Source organism: Xanthomarina sp. GH4-25 (assembly GCF_045363175.1).
In the GTDB taxonomy this organism is placed as follows: domain Bacteria; phylum Bacteroidota; class Bacteroidia; order Flavobacteriales; family Flavobacteriaceae; genus Xanthomarina.
Genome location: NZ_JBJFLO010000010.1, coordinates 22,026 through 41,942, shown reverse-complemented (window position 1 = coordinate 41,942; position 19,917 = coordinate 22,026). Strand labels below are relative to the sequence as shown.

Sequence of the window (19,917 nt, the reverse complement as noted above, 5' to 3'; positions counted from 1 at the left end):
TAATTAGAAATTATGAGAACAAAAAAACTAATAAAAAATAAATTCTTTTTCTTAATAACGTTGGGTGTATTTCTATTGACTTTCTTACATCCAAATAATTTGTTTGCCCAAGAAATTGATGCTAATTATATTACAATTTCAGATGGAATGGCGTCTCCTACAGTACAGGCTATATTGCAAGATAGTTATGGTTATATTTGGTTTGGCACTTCAAACGGGCTTCAAAAATATGACGGAATTAACTTCGAGAATTTTAAAAGTATTCCCGGAAAAACGAATAGTTTACCAAACAATAATGTTTGGGTAATTACAGAAGATGACGAACATAATTTTTGGATAGGAACTGATGCAGGTATTTCCTATTTTAATAGAACTAATAAAACGTTTACAAACTACGATTTTACTAAAATATTCAACCTTTCATCCGAACTAAGTGCCGTATTCTCTATTTTTATCGATTCGCAAAAAAACATTTGGGCTAGCTCTAGAGGGGCTGATTTAGTACGCTACGATAAAGAAAAAGATACTTGGATTCGGGCAAGTTTTGCCATACCTAACATATCTGGTGAAGCAAATTTAAAGTTAAGTTTCAATTTATCAATAGTTGAAGATTCCAAAGGTGGTTTATGGACTGGATCTATGGCTTATGGTTTATTATATCGAGCAAAAAATGAAGAAAAATTTAAACCGGTTGTTTTTAAACAAAACGAAAAAGTAGACTTTACAAACGAAAAAAATAATGTCACTGCTTTATATTTCGATCATAAAGACCAACTCTGGATTACAACCTTAAAAGGAATCTACAAATATAATTCTGAAAATAATACCTTAAAAACATTACAAACTTACCAAGATGAAACGCTACTAATGGAAAACTATTTAAATAGTATCATGCAAGATCACAATGGTAATATTTGGATTACCAACAACATCCATGGCATGTTAAAGTTTGAAGGCATTTCAGATCAATTTCAAAACATTCTAGTAAGTGGTGTTTATAAAATGAAAGGACTAGGTTTTAACGTTATATTCGAATGTATGACAATAGACAAAAGTGGTATTTTTTGGATTGGAAGTACAACCAATGGTGTTCTAAAGTATGATCCTGAAAAGAAACCTTTTCTGCATTATACCCATGACCAAACAAATCAAAAAAGTATGAGTATGAATGGTACTTTTGGGTTGCTAGCTTCAAAAGTCTATCCAAACATAGTTTATGTAGGTACCCGTGGTAAAGGTCTAAATATTTTTAATGAAAAAGAACAAACATTTAAAGAGGTACGCTTTAATGCTGTGAATGATTTTTACGGAGGTGCTGTGAGAAGTATTGGAGAGAACCCAGATGGAACTCTATATATAGGTACTTGGGGAGATGGTTTAATAAAGCTAGATAAAAACTATAAAGAAACTGCAAGATATATTTATGATCCCAAATCTGATAAAAGTATTTCAGACAATAGCATTCGTGTGCTAAAAAAGGATGCCAAAAATAACTATTGGATAGGCACAAACAACGGACTCAATTATTTTGACATCAATACAAATACGTTTAAACGTTTTAGTAGTGTTTCAAGCAAAGCTTACCCGGATGAGTTAGTGCAAAAAATAGAGGCATGGAGCCAAAGAAAAAAGGTTATTGCTAAACTATTAGAAGTTACAGATAACCAAAACTTGACACAGACTTTTGAAATAACAAAAACAGGTACTTACTTGATTGCTTCAGTGGGAGAAGGTAATGTTACTAGCATGAGTGATTTTGGGCTTTTGCAAAATGCAGCTAAAGATACCCTTTGGATCTCAAATCAATTTGAGAAAACAAATTATGCTGGAGGAGCTAATAAAAACAGAATTGAAGTCAAGCTTATAGATCTTCAACCTGGAACATACGAACTTAAATACCATTCTGACGACAACCATAGCTTTAGTGACTGGAATGCTCTCCCTCCTGACAAAACAAGCTTATATGGAATTGTTCTTGTCGATTTAAACGACGCTTCAGATAATGCTTTAGTAGAATCTCTTTTAACACAAGGTACAGTTGACTATACTTTAAGTGCCAATAACATATTATCACTAGCACTAACAGATTCTGATTTATGGGTAGGTACAGATGTTGGCGGACTTAATAGGATTGACCTAAAAACCAATACCACTACTACTTATAGAGCAGATGCAAATTCAGAAAATTCACTTAGCAGTGATCTTATTTATGGTATTGCCATAGACCAAAAGGGCATACTTTGGCTTGCAACAAATGCAGGTTTAAACAAACTAGACCCTAAAACTGGAACTGTTACACGTTACGGTGAAACAGATGGTTTGCCAACAAATTTAATAGAAGCTGTTGTTATTGGTAAAAATGACGAATTCTGGGTCTCCACTCAAAACGGATTATCACAAATGGTTAACAACGAAGCTCTAGACAAAGTAACTTTTATAAATTACAGCTCTGATGATGGTCTAGGTGGCGATATTTTTATATCTCAAGTTGCAACAGTTACTCCAGAAGGTAGATTTTATTTTGGTGGAGAACACGGCCTTAATGCAGTAAATAAAATAAAAGCTAATGATGTTCCTCCAAACTTGGTTTTATCAGATTTGTTAATTTCTAACCAGTCTATCTATAACATGGAAGATGTATCTCCTCTTAAAAATAATTTGATGGACACTGAGGACATTTCATTGGCCTTTAATCAAAACAATTTGAGTTTTGAATTTGTTGCCTTGCACTATACAAATCCTAAAAAAAATCAATATGCTCATATGCTGAAAGGATATGACACAGATTGGATTTACGATAATCGTAACTATGCATCGTACACCAATTTAGATCCTGGATCTTATGAGTTTCTTATTAGAGCTTCAAATGCCTATGGTGTTTGGAGTGAAAAAGAAAAATCCATTCGAATTACTATCACACCTCCTTGGTATAAAACTTGGTGGGCATATTCGGCTTACGTATTGCTTTTTGGTCTATTATTTTTTGTTTTTGACCGTATCATGCGAAGAAGGCTAATATTAAGAGAACGCGAAAAATCCAGAGAAAAGGAATTAGCACAAGCTAAAGAAATTGAAAAAGCATACACAGAACTTAAGAATACCCAATCTCAATTAATCCAATCTGAAAAAATGGCAAGTTTGGGTGAGCTTACAGCTGGCATCGCTCACGAAATTCAAAACCCTTTAAACTTTGTGAATAATTTTTCGGAAGTGAATATCGAACTAATCGACGAGTTACAAGAAGAACTAAATGCTGGAAATACCGAAGAAGCTATCGAGATATCAAACGATATTAAAGATAATGAGAAAAAAATAACGCATCATGGAAAGCGAGCAGATTCGATTGTAAAAGGGATGTTAAAACATAGCCGTAATACAAGTGGAGAAAGAGAACCTACAAATATCAATGCGATTGCTGACGAATATTTACGATTGGCATATCACGGACTTCGTGCAAAAGATAAAACCTTTAATGCAACTTTAAACACAGATTTGGATGAATCTATAGGAAACATTAATGTGGTAGGTCAAGATATAGGTAGAGTTATTTTAAATTTAATTACCAATGCTTTACATGCCATTTCAACCAACACTAAAGATTCAAAAGAAAAAACTATTAAAAATCCAACAGTCTGGTTAAGTACTCAGCAAATTGGAGATAACATTATAATTAAAGTAAAAGATAACGGATCTGGGATTCCTAATAGAATAATAGACAAAATATTTCAACCCTTTTTCACAACTAAAGCTTCAGGGCAAGGAACAGGGTTGGGGTTATCCATGAGTTATGATATTATTAAATCGCATGGAGGCGATCTAAAAGTGGACAGCGAAATAGGAATAGGAACCACATTTACAATAACATTACCAAAATAGAAATAAAATGAAAATACTTGTAGTAGACGACGAAAAAGATGTACAAATACTTTTTCAACAACGATTTAGAAAAGAAATAAGAAAAGATGAACTGGAATTTATGTTCGCCTTTTCCGGTGAGGAGGCTCTAGATATTTTAAAATCCATGGACCAAGAAGCAGTATTGATTTTGTCTGACATCAACATGCCAGGTATGAGTGGCTTACAACTTTTAGAAATTATAAAAAAGGATTTTGTAGCACCTCCTCCAGTAGTTATGATGGTTACTGCTTATGGAGATGAAGAAAACTATAACACAGCTAAAAAGTTAGGTGCAGATGATTTTTTAACTAAACCTGTGGATTTTAAGGAATTAAAAAATAAACTAACACAAAATATATAATGGCTAAAATACTAGTAGTAGACGATGAAGCAGATTTAGAGGTCTTAATAAAGCAAAAGTTTAGAAAACAGATTAGAGAAAAAAAATATGAATTCTATTTTGCAATTAATGGCGTAGATGCACTTGAAAAAATTTCTGCTGAACCAAATTTAGATATTGTTCTAAGCGACATTAATATGCCAGAAATGGATGGATTGACTTTATTGACAAAACTAAGCGAACAACGTCCTTTGCTCAAATCTGTTATTGTATCAGCTTATGGAGATATGGAAAACATTCGAACAGCCATGAATCGAGGTGCATTCGATTTTATAACAAAACCCATCAATTTTGAAGATTTAAATATTACCGTTGAAAAAACACTAAAGCATAGTAATCAAATTAAAGAAACACTACAAGCCATCAAAGAAAATAACATTTTAAAAATGTATGTCGATGAAAATGTACTTAACTTTATGGGAAGTCGTGAGTACGAATCCACCATTATGGATAACGATACCATTGAAGCTACAGTCATGTTTATAGATTTATGTGGCTTTACTAAAATAAGTGAAACAGCTCCTGCAGATACAGTGGTTACTATGATAAACACTTATTTTGATGAAATGGTAAAGGAAATCATGGCACAACAAGGTTTTATTGATAAATTTATTGGAGATGCTATTATGGCTGTTTTTAGAGGCGAATATCACTTAGATAGAGCAATTGATGCAGCACTAGCTGTGAGGCATAAAATAAATAACCTTGCAAAGTCTAAAAACTTGCCAGATTTTATACCAAAAGTTTCTATAGGAATTAAAAGTGGCGAAATGATTTCAGGTAATATTGGTTCGGTTAGTTTAAAAAGATTAGATTATACTGTAATTGGAGATACTGTAAATACAGCAGCTCGATTCCAAGATGCAGCTAAAGAAAACCAAATAATTATTTCCGAAGCCTGTTACAACCAAGTAAAAGAAGCCTTTAAATGCGAGAAAATTGGAGACATTAAATTAAAAAACAAAGCAGAAGCAATAACTGTTTATGAAGTTTTAGAATAGAAAATTCAACTTTTTCAAGAAACCAACCCATATGGAAACGCAAGAACCACAAAAGCCAAAAAACAGAAAAAACAAGCATACCGATGATTTAATTGACCATTATTGGGGAAGCATTTCATATGTATCATCCTTAATAAAAGCCTCTGAAATTAAAGCTGGTCTTATTCTTTCATTTTATGGAATTTTACTTAATTTTTCATATAAATACATCGAAATAATTCTTGAAACAGCAACAGACAAAACGTTTCTATATGTACTACTTGGTGCTTGGTTTATAAGCACAGTAATTTCCATTTATTTTAGTGTGCGTTGCTTTATGCCTAGAATAGAAGCTAAATACGAAAAAAATATTTTCTTTTTTGGAGATGTTATTTCAAAGTTTGGAAACATCAAAGAATTTTCAAAAACCTTTTATAATATAAGCTTAGATGGAGAACAACTTTTTGATCAATTAGGTCAACAGATTTTTATTATTTCTAAAATTGCTGCTTTAAAATTTAAGTATGTTAACAAGTCCTTGCGCTTTTTAGCTTTGGGTCTTTTTTTACTCCTTGTATTAGTATCATATAATTTAATAGTCACTCATTCTTAAAAAATTAATCCAATTATAGGATGTGAATTGATTTTTTAATTATCTTTAAATCACTTAATACATCTCATTATGAAACTCTTAGCTTTTATTCTGTGTGTGTTTTGTTTTATTATTAAACCTTTCGCACAAGAACCAAAAGCCCCATCTCCTATTCTATTTATTTATGACGCAAGTGGCTCTATGTGGGGTAAACTAGATGCACAAACTAAAAAAGACATTGCAGCTAACGTTTTAACCACAACGGTAAGCAATTTACCTAAAAACCAACAAATTGGCCTCATGGCTTATGGCCATAGAACCAAAGGAGATTGTGAAGACATTGAATATCTTGTAAATCTTTCAAATAATTCAAAAGAAAAAATTGTTGAAGCAGTAAATGGTATTAATTCTTTAGGTAAAACACCTTTAGCACGTTCTGCAACTCTTGCTATTAATTCCTTGCGGGATAGTAAAACAAAAGCTACCATCATTCTAATTACCGATGGTATTGAATCCTGCGATGGTAATATATGTAAAGTCGTAACAGATGCTAAAGCAGAAGGCATCAATTTTAAATTACACATTGTAGGTTTTGGTTTGAAAGAAAGTGAAACTGAACAATTAAAATGCGCTGCAAAAGCTGGAGATGGTCATTACTACAATGCTGCTGACGCAAGTAGCTTGGATGAAGGACTTGCTGAGGCCACCTCAGAAACAATAGATAAACCAAATGGAAATTTTTCTATTTATGCTACAAAAAACGGACAACCCGTAGATGCTTGGGTAAAAGTAGTAAAATCGGGTACTAAAGATGAAATAGCAGGAACTAGAACCTATCGTGATACAGGTTGGGTTTATTTACCTCCTGGAAAATACGATTTGATAGTCAATCCTCTAGAAAATTCTAGAATTAAAGGCACAACCATTTCCATTGAAAGTGTTAAAGATGAAATAGGACATCAAACAGTAAGTTTTGATGGTGGAAAAATCAACCTCATCACGCTAAACAATAACGAAGGTTGGGATTGCACAAGCAAAGTTACAACACAAGAAGGTGTGGTTGTTGGTGGTAGCAGAACTTATGGTAGACCATTGATTATAGAACTTAATCCAGGAGTTTACGATATTGAATTGATTGCATTAAACATGAAAGGGCATGAAAGCAAATTCACCATTGAAGATGTCATAGTGGAAGCAACAAAAACAACAGATGCAACACATAATTTTAAGACAGGGATTGCTATGATAGGTGTAAAAAGTGACGAAGAACTAATTGATGCCTTAGTCAGTATTAATAGTAAAGATACTGGTCTAAACGTTGCTGGTAGTAGAACCTATACATCAGAGTCCAGCAATCCAAGAGAATTTATTCTAAATCCTGGAATCTATGATGTAAAAGTAACTGCAGCAAAAAAAGAATATTCTGGTAAAACAGAAACCTTTTCCATTGAAGTGAAACAAGGAGAAGTTGTTACCAAAATTTTAAACTTCTAATTATGGCACATCAAGCAGTAAAACCATACAGTTTTTTAATGTACTTTCTAGCTATAATTACTTCATTTTTTGTTGGTCTTACTTATGCTAGTATTGTAGAAGCAGGAAAAGGGCAAATGTTGGCTGGTGGAGCCATTGTATTTGGTTATGGTGTTATTGGTGCTTTTTTGGGTTTAATTATAGCCATATTTATTACCGTAAAAACTAATAGAAAATTAATTATCAAACTCAACCTCTTTCTTGCTTTGGCGATTGTCGCATTTTTCTCTTACTACACCATTAAGTATCAAAAGCTACAAAAAGTAAAAGAGAAAGAAAAATTAGAACAAGAAAATCAAAGACAGGAAAAACGTCTTAAAAAAAATTTAACGGCACCTGTTATGGAAGCTAAACCTAATCATGATAAAGAAATATCTTCAATAAATTATATTCGAGCTAAGCAATTGGCCATGTTAAATAAAAAAGCTGATTTCTCACAAGACAATTCAGAAATGGGTTTAGGTATGTTTTCACCAAATATGTACGAAAATAAAACACTTTATTTCTACGGAAACATTAATTATGAAAAAACTATTAACGACCATACACCTTATGACAGTATTACGTTTAGATTTGACAAATACAACAATATCGAAATTGCTACTGCTCCATCTTGGCTTGTTCCAATGCATTTAAAATTAGACTATGGCATTTTATTTTTTAAAGTAAAAACCATTATTCGAGATTTTATTGAAGTAGAAGTTAATACAACCAATGGACAATCTTCTTATGTAAGCCCAAGTCAAGGAACCGTAAAATTTTGGCCAGAATTTTTATTGCAAGTCCATAGTATCGAGTTTTTAAATCCTGAAACTCAAGAAGCAAAATCTCGTCCTTTTGAATATTCTGACAGAGTGAATATTGCTTTTAAAATCATGCAACCCATAGCCATTAAACAAGATTGGATATTAGTGGCTTTAAAAGACAATAACTATCATAAAGTTGGAACAGGTTGGGTTAAATGGCGTGAAAACGGAAAGCTTTTAGTTAGATATTCTTTTTTAAGTTAATGTTAAATCCTTTATAACATTATAAACAACTCTATTTATTATTTATAGATTCGCAGATTAATAGATTGTGTTATGAGTGGGTTTAATATTGTTATGGTTATTGCCATCATCTTGTTTGCAAGATTAGGTGTGCGTTTAGTGACTGGATATTTTAAAATGAAGAAGGAAGATGAAGAATCTGACAATCTTAATAATTCTGAAGATCCTACTAGTTAGGAGCTTTAGGATTTAACTTTCCCATTAAAATGATCTACTTTAGAATTAATTGGATTTCCTGAGCTTCTTCTAAATGAAGCTATTTGTCCACAATGCCATATGGCATCTGCAATAGGTCCATTTATTTCATTCCAAAAAGGAATTTCTTTATCTCCAATGATTTTATATTGTGAAATATCATCACTCGCCTTTAAAATATTGGCAGCTATTTCTAAATTCAATAAGGTTTGAATGCGTTTTTCTTCAAAAGTCATTTCAACAACACTTTTAGTATTTGGTTTTTTTAAAGTGGAATTTACTATAACTAAAGATAGGCTATAAATATGATTTATGGTTTCTGAAGTAGATCTTGCATTTTCACTTGGTTTATAGTTTAAGTCGGCTTCCGTTAAACTTTCTGTTGCCCAATAATATCTAAAGCCCAAACTTTCAACCATTCTTCCAGCAACTGTTCCAGCTGTATATGTTTCTGGATAATCAGGTAATTCGTAAAAAGGAAGTGTTTGCTCCATGTTTTCTTGTGCTTTAACAATGAAAACTGAAAAGAAAGTAATTAATAATATAAAAGATTTCATAATAAAGGATCTTTAATTAGCTAAACCATATTTATCAAACAAGTATACCAAACTCGCCATAGTTGCAGCTCCAAGTTCAAGCTCACGTTTGTTTACAGCATCAAAGGTATCGTTTGCTGCATGATGATAATCGAAATAGCGTTGCGAATCTGGACGCAAACCTGCCAGCACATTGGTATCTGTTTTTAATGGACCAACATCTGCTCCACTATGTCCTTTCTCAAAATAATGGATTAAATAAGGTTTAAATAGTTCTTTCCAACTTAATATTTGATTCATATCTGTGTCACTACAATCGAAGCTAAATCCACGAGGCGTAAATCCACCCGAGTCACTTTCTAAAGAAAATATATGATTTTCACCTTTTTGCTTTGCAATCTCAGCATATTTTGTGGCACCACGAAGTCCGTTTTCTTCATTCATAAACAAAACAACTCGGATGCTTCGTTTGGGTTTAATACCACTTTCTTTTAGTAACCGCAATACATCCATAGACTGTACCACTCCTGCGCCATCGTCGTGAGCACCATCTCCTAAATCCCAAGAATCTAAATGGCCACCAACAAGAATATATTCATTTGGAAACTGGCTTCCTGTAATTTCACCAATGACATTATAAGATTGTACATCATTTAATTGCTGGCAAGATTGGCTAAAAAAGAATTTTAAGTTTTTGTTTAATGCTAACATACTACTTAACAAATTTGCATCGTTTGTACTTATGGCTGCTGAAGGGATTCTTTTTGAGACAGGTATATCGCCATAGGTCATACTTCCTGTATGAGGAAAATCGTCCTGACGCAAATTCATAGAGCGAACTATTACACCAACTGCACCAAACTTAGTAGCTTCCATAGCACCTGCATACCTTTGATCTACACAACCTCCATAAGCTTCAAATGTTTGTATTAAATCTGCTTGCATAGGACGATTAAAAAACACTATTTTTCCTTCAATGTTTTCTTTTCCTAAAGATTCAAGCTCATCAATACTTTTAACCTCTAAAACCTGTGCTTTTAAGCCTCCAAAGGGTGTTCCAATAGATCCTCCAAGCGCACAAATATTCACTTTAGTTGTTGCTCCAGAAGCTGTTTCAATAAAAGCAAATTCTGGAGCTCCACGAACCCATTTTGGAACCATTACAGGTTGTAACCACACCTTATCTAAACCTATTTTTTGTAATTCTTCCTTGGTATATTCAATAGCTTTTTCGGCGTTTAAAGAACCCGATAATCGTCCACCAATTTGGTTGGACAAATGGTCTAACCATTTATAACTGTTACCATTTGTTAGAGAGGTTTTGTAAATAGTTTTTAAAATCTCTGCATCTGTTTGTGCTGAAACAAAACTTACAAATAGACATGTGAATACTAAAAAAAGGTATTTCATAATATGTGTTTGATAATTGAAAAGTCTAAAATAAGTAAATGCTAATCTATTATTCTAAAAAGAATCTTAAATTAATCGTTTTCTAATTGTTTACGATATGCATCCAAATTTGCTTTTATTTTTGGATCTAATTCTGGTTCTTTAATGTCTTTATATGTATTAAGGGTGTCCAATAAAATTTTAGCTACAATATAACGTGCTGTTGGTTTATCGTCTGCTGGAATAGCAAACCAAGGCGCATGAGGTTTGGAGGTTCTATTAATCGCGTCTTCGTAACAATCTTGGTAGCGATCCCAAAGTTTACGTTCTTTTAAATCTCCGGGAGAAAATTTCCAGTTTTTAGATTTCTTATCTAAGCGTCTAAGCAATCTGTTTTTTTGTTCATCTTTAGATAAATGCAAAAAGAATTTAAAAATAATGGTTCCATTTTGGGCTATATGTTTTTCGAAATTATTGATTTGCTCAAAACGTTTTTCCCAAAAAGCATCATTAACATCATCTAACGAATGTACATCTGGCAGATGCTCTCCTAAAATATATTCAGGATGTACACGAGTTACTAAGACATTTTCGTAATGTGTTCTATTAAACACCCCAAACTTTCCTCGAGCTGGTAAAGCAATATAATGTCTCCATAAATAATCGTGTTTAAGTTCTAAGTCTGTTGGAACTTTAAAGCTATGAACCACCACGCCTCTAGCGTTAAGCTCTTTAAAAACTTCACGAATTAAACTATCTTTTCCAGCTGTATCCATGCCTTGAATACAAATCAAAACAGCATATTTTCCATGCGCATACATGGCATTTTGAATTTTTGCCAGGTCTTTACAAACATCTTCAAGTTCGTCTTCAATTTTATCTTTATCTGCATCTAACTGGTAAGTGGTTGGTATTTTTTTTAAAGAAATTTTTTGAGTTAACTTAAATGTATTTGATTCTATGGTTTTCAATTTTAAAGGGTTTTATTAATTTGAGTTTTAAAGATATCAATATTTTCTGTATTCCTATTAATTGTTTCTATAACTAAAGTACCTTTTATATTCTAAAAACTCATTAATTCGTATTTTAAAATATACCATGAAAAAATCGGTTATTATTCAAGGAAGTTCTAGAAGTAAAGGAGACACCAGTTTAATTGTAAATTATTTAGCAAGTAACTATCATATAGATGTTATTGATTTAAATACAAAAACAATTGGTCAATATGATTATGACTATAAAAATGAAAAGGATGATTTTATAGCAACAATGACAGAAATTATTGAAAACTATGACACCATTATTTTTGCTACTCCAGTTTATTGGTATGCCATGAGTGGAATTATGAAAGCCTTTTTTGATAGAATTTCAGATCTTTTAAGAGTAGAAAAAGACTTAGGAAGACAGTTACGAGGAAAAAATATGGCCATGATAAGCACGAGTAATATGGATGATTTAGTAGCTGGTTTTAATATGCCATTTGTGGAGTCTGCAAATTATTTGGGCATGACATATTTGGGTGATATACATACTTGGGTAGAAGGCAACCGGATTCCTGACATTGTAAAAACCAAAATAGATACTTTTTCTAATCTTTTAGTTCCTTAGTAATTAGTTCTTGAATTTCACTATTATCTTTAAGTATGTCTTTAAGACTCTTTATCGTAATCTCTTCAGAAGCATTTTTCCATGCATGTACAGCTTCCATTACTAAAAAGAGTTTTGGGAAATTATATTCTGATTTTAGAAATTCTGTAAGCTCTGGCTGATTAACTAGTCGTTCTGAAAGTGTTGCACTCCCAATTAATAATGATGCTTTTTCTAAAATATTATTTTTATTGTCATCATTTCCAAATGAAACTTTTACAGTGAAATCTTGTGAACGTTTATAATCTGCTAACTTATTTCTGATATTTGGGTTTACTAATTTTATATCTCCAGTGTTTTCTAGAGTTTCAATGGTACTAGTATTAAATCCGATTACCAAAGATATAAAATTAACACTAAATAAATTTTCTAAAGCTTTATTTGGATCTAAATTGGAGTCTTTAAAGGTTTCGAGATAGGTATGATAATCTAGTTGAAAGGAATCTAGAGCTGCAATTGTTTCTTCAATATATACTTTGTCTTTATTTAGATCGTCTAAAAGCTGATGGTAATAGCCTTGCCTAACATCATTAAGTTTTTTGTTCTCACTCCATAAATTAAGTTGTAAAGCCAGAAAAATTCCAATAACCACAAGTACTATCTCTCCTATGGCATACAACAAATATTTGCTGAATTTGCTTTCAGAAATTAAACCTTGTCTTATTTTTCGGAAGAATTTTATCATTTACTTGCAAATAGTTTAACATCTTTTTCACTTACTTCTTTTTCGCCAAGAATAATCAGTCTTTCAACTACATTTCGAAGTTCACGAATATTTCCAGTCCAATCATAGTCCTGAAGCATTTTAACAGCTTTAGCGGAAAATGATTTTTTTGCAGTGCCTTGTTCCGTTGATATTTTCTCGGAAAAATACTCAATTAATAATGGAATGTCTTCACGTCTATCGTTAAGCGATGGGACTTTAATTAGTATCACTGCCAATCGATGGTATAAATCTTCACGAAATTTACTTTCGTTTATCTCGTTTTTTAAGTCTTTATTGGTTGCAGCAATTATACGAACATCAACTTTTATGTCTTTATCGCTTCCAACTCGCTGTATGCGACTTTCTTGTAAGGCCCTTAACACTTTAGCCTGAGCAGATAGGCTCATATCTCCAATTTCATCCAGAAAAATGGTTCCTCCATTTGCAGCTTCAAATTTACCAGCTCTGTCTTTTACTGCACTTGTAAAAGCTCCTTTTACATGACCAAATAATTCACTTTCTATAAGTTCAGAAGGTATTGCAGCGCAATTCACTTCAATTAAAGGCCCTTTAGAGCGTTCACTTTTCTGGTGTAGCCAATGTGCTACTAATTCTTTTCCTGTTCCATTTGGGCCAGTAATAAGCACGCGTGCATCGGTTGGAGCTACCTTTTCAATCATGTCTTTAATTCGAGAAATAGCATCGCTTTCACCAATCATTTCAAAATTTTTGCTCACCTTCTTTTTGAGCATTTTATTTTCTACTACAAGTTCTTTGCTATTTAAAGCAATACGAACTGTATTTAATAAACGGTTTAAATCTGGTGGTTTAGAAATATAATCGAAAGCTCCTAACCTCATGGTATTAACTGCAGTATCTAGATCGCCATGACCAGAAATCATGACCATTGGTATTTCAGGTTTAATTTTTTTAACTGCTTCAAGAACTTCAACGCCATCCATTTTTGGCATTTTAATATCGCATAATACCAAATCGAAATCTTGATTTTTAATTTTCTCAATTCCTACTAAACCATCTTCAGCCTCTTCCACTTGATAGCTATTGTTTTCTTCGGAAAGAATTTTTACTAAAACTCTTCTAATAGCTGCTTCGTCTTCAATTATTAATATTCTTGGCATAATATTTATTTCTGTTTTTCAATAATATGAATATCTCTTTGTGGGAATGGAATACTTATGTTGTTCTCTCTAAACAACCTGTCTATTTCAAATCTAATATCACTTGAGGGTATTCTTGCATTAAAACTATCGTTTAGAGTGAATGCCACTTTAAAATTTAAAGAGCTTTCTCCAAAATCTGTAAATAAAACTCTTGGAGGTGGATCGTTAAATACTTCTGGATGGTTTTGTGCTGCTTGTAATAATAGTTTCTTAACCAACTGAACATCGCTTCCATATGCTACACCAACACTTACACTTTCTCTAGTTGTAGACCCATTTTGAGTCCAATTATACAAACTGTTAGTTAAATATAAGTGATTTGGAATAATAAGCACTTTATTATCTACAGTTACAGTTCTAGTGGTTCTTAGTTTTATTTCTTCTACTCGTCCAATTTTCCCTTCTAACTCAATAATATCTCCAACATGAACTGTTTGATCTGAAAGTATAAAGATTCCAGAAATAATGTCTTGAAATAGGGTTTGGAGTGCTAAACCAATACCTATTAATAAGGCTGCTGAAGCAGCAAAAAAACCAGTTACATTTACACCTAAGGTATGAAATGTAATAAGCATGATGACGATATATATAAACCATCTAGCATAAGAAAAAACAGACCTAAATTTCTGTTTATCGTCATATGGCAGGTTTCTTGTAATAATTTTTCTAATGAATCTTAAAATTAAGGAAGCCACTACCAATACAAGTACTAGAATAATAATATCCATAATACTTATGGAAATATTTTCTGATAAGGCATACGATTTATTTAAAAATTTTAAAAAATCCTTCATTTTAATATTTAATCCACTTTAATAATTCTTTATATGTAGGTTTTTTACCATACATTAAAATTCCTACGCGATATATTTTAGCAGCAAACCAAACTGTGAAAATAAATGTTCCAATTAATAAACTTAACGACAATATTTGTTGCCATATTGGGACACCAAAAGGAATACGCATAAGCATGACAACTGGAGATGTTAATGGTATAAAAGAAAACACCGTTGAAACCGTTCCATGTGGATCTTCTATCACTGTAAAAATACCAATATAAACTGCCAGTATTAATGGCATTAAAATAGGCAATAAAAATTGTTGAGTATCAGTTTCGTTATCTACTGCTGCACCAATGGCTGCATATAAAGAACTATACAATAAATAACCTCCAATAAAAAACAGAATAAATGCCACTATTAAATTAGTTATTGGCAAATTGTAAAATGCTGTAATTACGTTTTGGATTTCCATATTTACATCTGGATTTTGCATGGCCTGATTTAATAGTTCTTGCTGTCCAGTTGATGACTGCGCAAAATCGATACCAAAAACAAAAGACACCAAGGTCATTAAAACGCCTCCTAAAATAATCCAAATAACAAATTGTGTAATTCCAGCTAATGAAGTACCTATAATTTTACCCAACATGAGTTGAATAGGCTTTACAGAAGAAATAATAATTTCGATTATACGACTTGTTTTTTCTTCAATCACACTCCTCATAATCATGTTTCCATAAATGATGATGAACATAAACAATAAATAACCAGCTAATCCTCCAAAAATTAATTTTACAACACTATCTATTTTTGAAGTTTTCTCACCAATAAAGCTCTCCTGAGCTATATTAACACGAATTCTTGAGGCCTTTATTTTTTCTATATCGACACCTTCAAATTCTAATTTTAAATCTGTAAGTTTTTTTTCTAATTTACTTTCTAAATCAGACATTAAGGTTAATGATGGCGAATCTTCAGAATAAAATTTAATATGCTCTCCTATTTCATTAATATTATTAAAGTTTTCTATATATAACAGACCATATTCTTCATTTTCATTTACATTTTTTTTGGCGTCCTCTAGAGAGATATTTTCTAGAATATTATATTTTATAGATTCTGTATCAGTAAAAGAACTTTTTAATATTCCAGACTCATCTAAAATAGAAATGGTTCGTTCTTTATTATTGTTTATTTGAGATAAGTAAGCTACAACAGCAATTAGAGCAATCATTATTATGGGGCTTAAAATAGTCATCACAATAAATGATTTATTTTTAACCTTGGTTAAATATTCTCTTTCTATGATAAGTGATAAATGGTTCATTTTTTAATTATTCTTTACAGCTTGAATAAAAATATCGTTTGCACTTGGTATTAACTCTACAAAATGAGAAACCTCTCCTTTTGAGGTTAGGTAACTTAATAAATCGTTTGGAAGATCGTTTTCTGAAAGTTTCACATTTAAGGTCAATGCATCACCTAAGGTTTTAAAATTAGCTGGCGATACCTTAAATTTCTGAGATAGTTCTTTTTCTAACAAACTACTATTGGATGTTCTTATTCCAATCTCAAAGGTGTTGGTTTTAAATTGTTTTTTTATATCAATTAATTTCCCGTCTAAAATTTTATTAGATTCATGAATTAAAGCAATCTGATCGCATAATTCTTCAACAGATTCCATACGATGGGTTGAAAAGATTACAGTTGCACCATCGTCTCTTAGTCTTAAAATTTCATCCTTAATTAAATTGGCATTAATAGGATCGAATCCAGAAAAGGGTTCGTCGAAAATTAATAGCTTGGGCTCATGCAAAACCGTAACAATAAATTGAATTTTTTGAGCCATTCCTTTGGAAAGTTCTTGAATTTTTTTATCCCACCAATCTCCGATTTCTAATCTTTCAAACCAGTATTTTAATCTCGTTTTAGCTTCAGACTTACTCAATCCTTTTAACCTAGCTAAATACATGGCTTGCTCTCCAACTTTCATAGATTTATACAAACCTCGTTCTTCGGGCAGATAACCAATATCTCTAATATGATGAGCTTGTAATGGCTCGCCATCTAATATCACCTGGCCTTCGTCAGGCATAGTTATTTGGTTGATAATACGAATAAGTGTTGTTTTACCAGCTCCATTAGGACCTAGTAAGCCAAAAATACTTCCTTTAGGTACTGAGATTGAGACTTTATTAAGTGCTGTAAAATCGCCAAAATTTTTAGAAACTGCATGTGCTTCTAATAAGTTATTCATATAAGTTGGTTATTTGAAATAGAATTGTAAATATATTAAATTTGAGTAGTAAACCTTTATATAAACTTATAATTTAAGTGGTTAAAAAAACAAAACCCACCCTGAAATATAAAATATTTTAGGATGGGAAAAAATTGCTATGAAAAAGAAAAAAACCACTATTCTAAAATAGTGATATATCAAATATAGTGATTTTTAATAAACTATCTCTTTTTTGACTATAATATCTCTGTATATAAACCAAAAATCCGTCTTATTAGACGGATTCATTGATATTGTTTTATTGTTTAAGAGAACATATCTTTGACCTTTTCAAAGAACGATTTGTCTGTACTCTCTGGCTTTGGCGAAAAATGCTCATCTTCTTTCATAGATTCGAAAAAATCTTTTTGTTGTTTATTTAAAGTTTTGGGTGTCCAAACATTTACATGAACCAATAAGTCTCCTCTTCCATAGCCATTAATACTTGGAATTCCTTTGCCTCTTAAACGTAATATTTTACCAGACTGAACGCCTGCTTCTACTTTAATACGCACTTTTCCAGTTACAGTATCTATTTCTTTTGAAGTTCCAAGAACGGCATCTGGAAGACTTATATACATGTCGTAATGAAGATTATCTCCTTCTCTTTGTAAACTAGCGTGCTTTTCTTCTTCAATAGCCACTAATAAATCTCCTGAAATTCCATCTCCTGGAGCTTCATTTCCTTTTCCAGACACTTTAAGTTGCATGCCATCTACAACTCCTGGTGGAATTTTAATAGAAACCGTTTCTTCTTTAACTAGCAATCCATGAGCATCAGCTTCATTAGGTTTCTTATCTATAATTTGACCAGCCCCTCCACAAGTTGTACATGTGGTTGCTGTTTGCATGCGTCCTAAAATAGTATTAGTAATACGTGTTACTTGTCCAGAACCATTACAGGTGTTACATGTTTTATAAGTGGTCCCTGGGGCTTGAACTTTACGTCTTACTTTTACTTTTTTCTCAACTCCATTAGCAATTTCCTCAAGAGTTAACTTAATACGAATACGAAGGTTACTTCCTTTTACACGACGTTGTTGAGCACCACCAAAGCCTCCTCCAAAGCCAGAGAATCCTCCTCCACCTCCAAAAGCACCACCAAAAATATCTCCAAATTGGCTAAATATGTCATCCATATTCATATTACCTCCACCAAAGCCACCATTACCATCGAAAGCTTGATGTCCAAATTGGTCGTAACGTGCTTTTTTATCAGCATTACTTAAAACTTCATAAGCTTCAGCTGCTTCTTTAAATTTAGTTTCCGCTTCTTTATTATCTGGATTTTTATCTGGATGATATTTTAATGCTTTTTTTCTGTATGCTTTTTTAATTTCAGCTGTACTAGCACTTTTATCTACACCTAATATGTCGTAATAATCTTGTTTTGCCATATTTATTGTCCTATAACTACTTTTGGAAATCTAATAATTTTATCTCCTAGTTTATATCCTTTTTCTATTACATCAATAATTTTTCCTTTTAAATCGTCTGTAGGTGCAGGAATTTGAGTAATAGCTTCATGTTTATCTGCATCAAAAATATCTCCTTGAGCCAACGCAACTTCTTCAAGCCCTTGGCCTTTTAAAACGTTTTTTAATTTACTACTAATTAATTCAACTCCTTTTAACAACTCTTTTTCTTCAGATTTAGAAATCTCAATATAAGCTCTGTCAAAATCATCTAAAACAGGTAACAAAGCAACCATGACGTCTTGACTGGCAGTTTTAAATAACTCTATACGTTCTTTAGAGGTACGCCTTTTATAATTTTCAAATTCAGCAAACAAACGTAAGAATTTATCTTTTTCTAGTTTCAATTCTTCTTGAAGCTGTTCTTCCTGGCTAATCAATTGTTCATCAGCCTGTTCTGATGTTATATCGTTTATATTATCTTTCTTACTCATAGTCGTAATCATAAATTTTTTAAATCCTAAAAATAGGATGGCAAAAGTACTGCCATTATTATTAAAATGTCAAAATGTCACTAATAAATTTTAATCTTTTTTTAAGTTTTTTTTCGTTTCGAATTGACTATTTTTGTTCCTTAACACTAAAACAAGTAATTCACCATGAAAAAAAGATTTACAAACATTCTAACTATAGTAGCAATTGCTGTTTCTGTTGTAGCTTGTAAAAAAGCAAAAGAAGCAAATACAAGTGAAGCAGAACCTGCTGCAGTTGCTGAAAGCACATCTCAAAAATATGTTACAGATGTAAATGCCTCAACCATCGAATGGAAAGGATTTAAACCAACTGCAACACATAATGGCACCATTAAAATTGACACAGGAGTTTTTCAAGTAATGGATAATAAACTTCAAAGTGGTACTTTTCTAATTGATATGGCTTCAATTGAAGTTTTAGATTTAGAAGGCGAATACAAAACAAACCTTGAAAATCATTTAAAAGGTACGGTTGAAGGTAAAGAAGGTGACTTTTTTAATATCAATCAATTTCCATCTGCTGCATTCGAAATTTCTAGTGTAGAATCTTTAGAAGCAGGTAAAACTATGTTGTCTGGAAATTTAACTATTAAAGGTATTGAAAATAACATTTCTTTCCCAGTAACTGTTTCTAACGAAGGAGATAAACTAACTATTTCAAGTGAGTCTTTTACTATTGACAGAACTAAATGGGGAGTAAACTATGGTTCTAAATCAATTTTTGATAATTTGGGAGATAAGTTTATTAATGATGAAATGGAATTAAAAATAAATATTGTAGCTTTTAAGAAAGCTTAAAATAAA

General features: G+C 31.9%; 19 protein-coding genes. 9 read left to right on the top strand and 10 right to left on the bottom strand.

All coding sequences use genetic code 11. The features are described from left to right. The first annotated feature begins 12 nt into the window (after positions 1 to 12). The 7 genes from ACI5KZ_RS13910 (at position 13) to ACI5KZ_RS13880 (ending at position 8,628) form a co-directional block, all read left to right on the top strand. Positions 13 to 3,876, top strand: a complete 3,864-nt coding sequence (locus ACI5KZ_RS13910) for a two-component regulator propeller domain-containing protein (protein WP_406847964.1) — start codon at positions 13 to 15, stop codon at positions 3,874 to 3,876. A 7-nt stretch (positions 3,877 to 3,883) separates the two neighbouring features. After that, positions 3,884 to 4,258, top strand: coding sequence for a response regulator (locus tag ACI5KZ_RS13905; protein WP_109309072.1), 375 nt, complete (start codon positions 3,884 to 3,886; stop codon positions 4,256 to 4,258). Beyond that, on the top strand, positions 4,258 to 5,298 hold the full coding sequence (locus tag ACI5KZ_RS13900) for an adenylate/guanylate cyclase domain-containing protein (RefSeq protein WP_406847963.1): 1,041 nt from the start codon (positions 4,258 to 4,260) through the stop codon (positions 5,296 to 5,298). The genes ACI5KZ_RS13905 and ACI5KZ_RS13900 overlap by 1 nt, the downstream gene beginning before the upstream one ends. A 31-nt stretch (positions 5,299 to 5,329) precedes the next feature. After that, positions 5,330 to 5,890, top strand: a complete 561-nt coding sequence (locus ACI5KZ_RS13895; RefSeq protein WP_109309074.1) for a Pycsar system effector family protein — start codon at positions 5,330 to 5,332, stop codon at positions 5,888 to 5,890. A gap of 69 nt (positions 5,891 to 5,959) precedes the next feature. Next, a complete protein-coding gene (locus ACI5KZ_RS13890; protein WP_406847962.1) occupies positions 5,960 to 7,363 on the top strand; it encodes a vWA domain-containing protein in 1,404 nt (467 codons plus the stop codon). Between the two features lie 2 nt (positions 7,364 to 7,365). Next, positions 7,366 to 8,412 carry a hypothetical protein gene (locus tag ACI5KZ_RS13885; RefSeq protein WP_406847961.1) on the top strand — a complete coding sequence of 349 codons (1,047 nt, stop codon included), beginning with the start codon at positions 7,366 to 7,368 and terminating at the stop codon, positions 8,410 to 8,412. Between the two features lie 72 nt (positions 8,413 to 8,484). Further along, positions 8,485 to 8,628 carry a hypothetical protein gene (locus ACI5KZ_RS13880; RefSeq protein ID WP_406847960.1) on the top strand — a complete coding sequence of 48 codons (144 nt, stop codon included), beginning with the start codon at positions 8,485 to 8,487 and terminating at the stop codon, positions 8,626 to 8,628. A gap of 5 nt (positions 8,629 to 8,633) precedes the next feature. Here the strand turns inward: ACI5KZ_RS13880 and ACI5KZ_RS13875 are convergent, their stop codons facing one another. The 3 genes from ACI5KZ_RS13875 to ACI5KZ_RS13865 form a co-directional block, all read right to left on the bottom strand. Beyond that, positions 8,634 to 9,203 carry a hypothetical protein gene (locus tag ACI5KZ_RS13875; RefSeq protein ID WP_406847959.1) on the bottom strand — a complete coding sequence of 190 codons (570 nt, stop codon included), beginning with the start codon at positions 9,201 to 9,203 and terminating at the stop codon, positions 8,634 to 8,636. Between the two features lie 12 nt (positions 9,204 to 9,215). After that, positions 9,216 to 10,592, bottom strand: coding sequence for a M20/M25/M40 family metallo-hydrolase (locus ACI5KZ_RS13870; protein ID WP_406847958.1), 1,377 nt, complete (start codon positions 10,590 to 10,592; stop codon positions 9,216 to 9,218). Between the two features lie 71 nt (positions 10,593 to 10,663). Continuing rightward, a complete protein-coding gene (locus tag ACI5KZ_RS13865) occupies positions 10,664 to 11,542 on the bottom strand; it encodes a PPK2 family polyphosphate kinase (protein ID WP_406847957.1) in 879 nt (292 codons plus the stop codon). A 127-nt stretch (positions 11,543 to 11,669) separates the two neighbouring features. Between ACI5KZ_RS13865 and ACI5KZ_RS13860 the strand changes: the two genes are divergently transcribed. Beyond that, the gene (locus ACI5KZ_RS13860) at positions 11,670 to 12,179 is read left to right on the top strand and encodes a flavodoxin family protein (protein ID WP_406847956.1); all 510 of its coding nucleotides are present in this window, start codon (positions 11,670 to 11,672) and stop codon (positions 12,177 to 12,179) included. Here the strand turns inward: ACI5KZ_RS13860 and ACI5KZ_RS13855 are convergent. The 7 genes from ACI5KZ_RS13855 to ACI5KZ_RS13825 all read right to left on the bottom strand — a co-directional run bounded on the left by ACI5KZ_RS13855 (position 12,160) and on the right by ACI5KZ_RS13825 (position 19,074). Next, positions 12,160 to 12,903: a hypothetical protein gene (locus ACI5KZ_RS13855; protein WP_406847955.1), complete on the bottom strand. Its 744-nt coding sequence runs from the start codon at positions 12,901 to 12,903 to the stop codon at positions 12,160 to 12,162. The two genes, ACI5KZ_RS13860 and ACI5KZ_RS13855, sit on opposite strands and share 20 nt — an antisense overlap. Then, the gene (locus tag ACI5KZ_RS13850) at positions 12,900 to 14,063 is read right to left on the bottom strand and encodes a sigma-54 dependent transcriptional regulator (RefSeq protein ID WP_109309082.1); all 1,164 of its coding nucleotides are present in this window, start codon (positions 14,061 to 14,063) and stop codon (positions 12,900 to 12,902) included. The genes ACI5KZ_RS13855 and ACI5KZ_RS13850 overlap by 4 nt, the downstream gene beginning before the upstream one ends. 5 nt (positions 14,064 to 14,068) lie before the next feature. Next, complete coding sequence (locus tag ACI5KZ_RS13845) at positions 14,069 to 14,899, bottom strand: mechanosensitive ion channel family protein (RefSeq protein WP_109309083.1); 831 nt, start codon at positions 14,897 to 14,899, stop codon at positions 14,069 to 14,071. Between the two features lies 1 nt (position 14,900). Next, positions 14,901 to 16,214: an ABC transporter permease gene (locus tag ACI5KZ_RS13840; RefSeq protein WP_109309084.1), complete on the bottom strand. Its 1,314-nt coding sequence runs from the start codon at positions 16,212 to 16,214 to the stop codon at positions 14,901 to 14,903. A gap of 3 nt (positions 16,215 to 16,217) precedes the next feature. After that, a complete protein-coding gene (locus tag ACI5KZ_RS13835) occupies positions 16,218 to 17,144 on the bottom strand; it encodes an ABC transporter ATP-binding protein (RefSeq protein ID WP_406847954.1) in 927 nt (308 codons plus the stop codon). 287 nt (positions 17,145 to 17,431) lie between these two features. Then, positions 17,432 to 18,562 carry a molecular chaperone DnaJ gene (dnaJ, locus tag ACI5KZ_RS13830; protein ID WP_109309086.1) on the bottom strand — a complete coding sequence of 377 codons (1,131 nt, stop codon included), beginning with the start codon at positions 18,560 to 18,562 and terminating at the stop codon, positions 17,432 to 17,434. A 2-nt stretch (positions 18,563 to 18,564) separates the two neighbouring features. Next, the gene (locus ACI5KZ_RS13825) at positions 18,565 to 19,074 is read right to left on the bottom strand and encodes a nucleotide exchange factor GrpE (RefSeq protein ID WP_109309137.1); all 510 of its coding nucleotides are present in this window, start codon (positions 19,072 to 19,074) and stop codon (positions 18,565 to 18,567) included. 165 nt (positions 19,075 to 19,239) lie between these two features. Here ACI5KZ_RS13825 and ACI5KZ_RS13820 point away from each other — a divergent pair, with 165 nt between their 5' ends. Further along, a complete protein-coding gene (locus ACI5KZ_RS13820; RefSeq protein ID WP_109309087.1) occupies positions 19,240 to 19,911 on the top strand; it encodes a YceI family protein in 672 nt (223 codons plus the stop codon). The last annotated feature ends 6 nt before the right edge of the window (positions 19,912 to 19,917 follow it).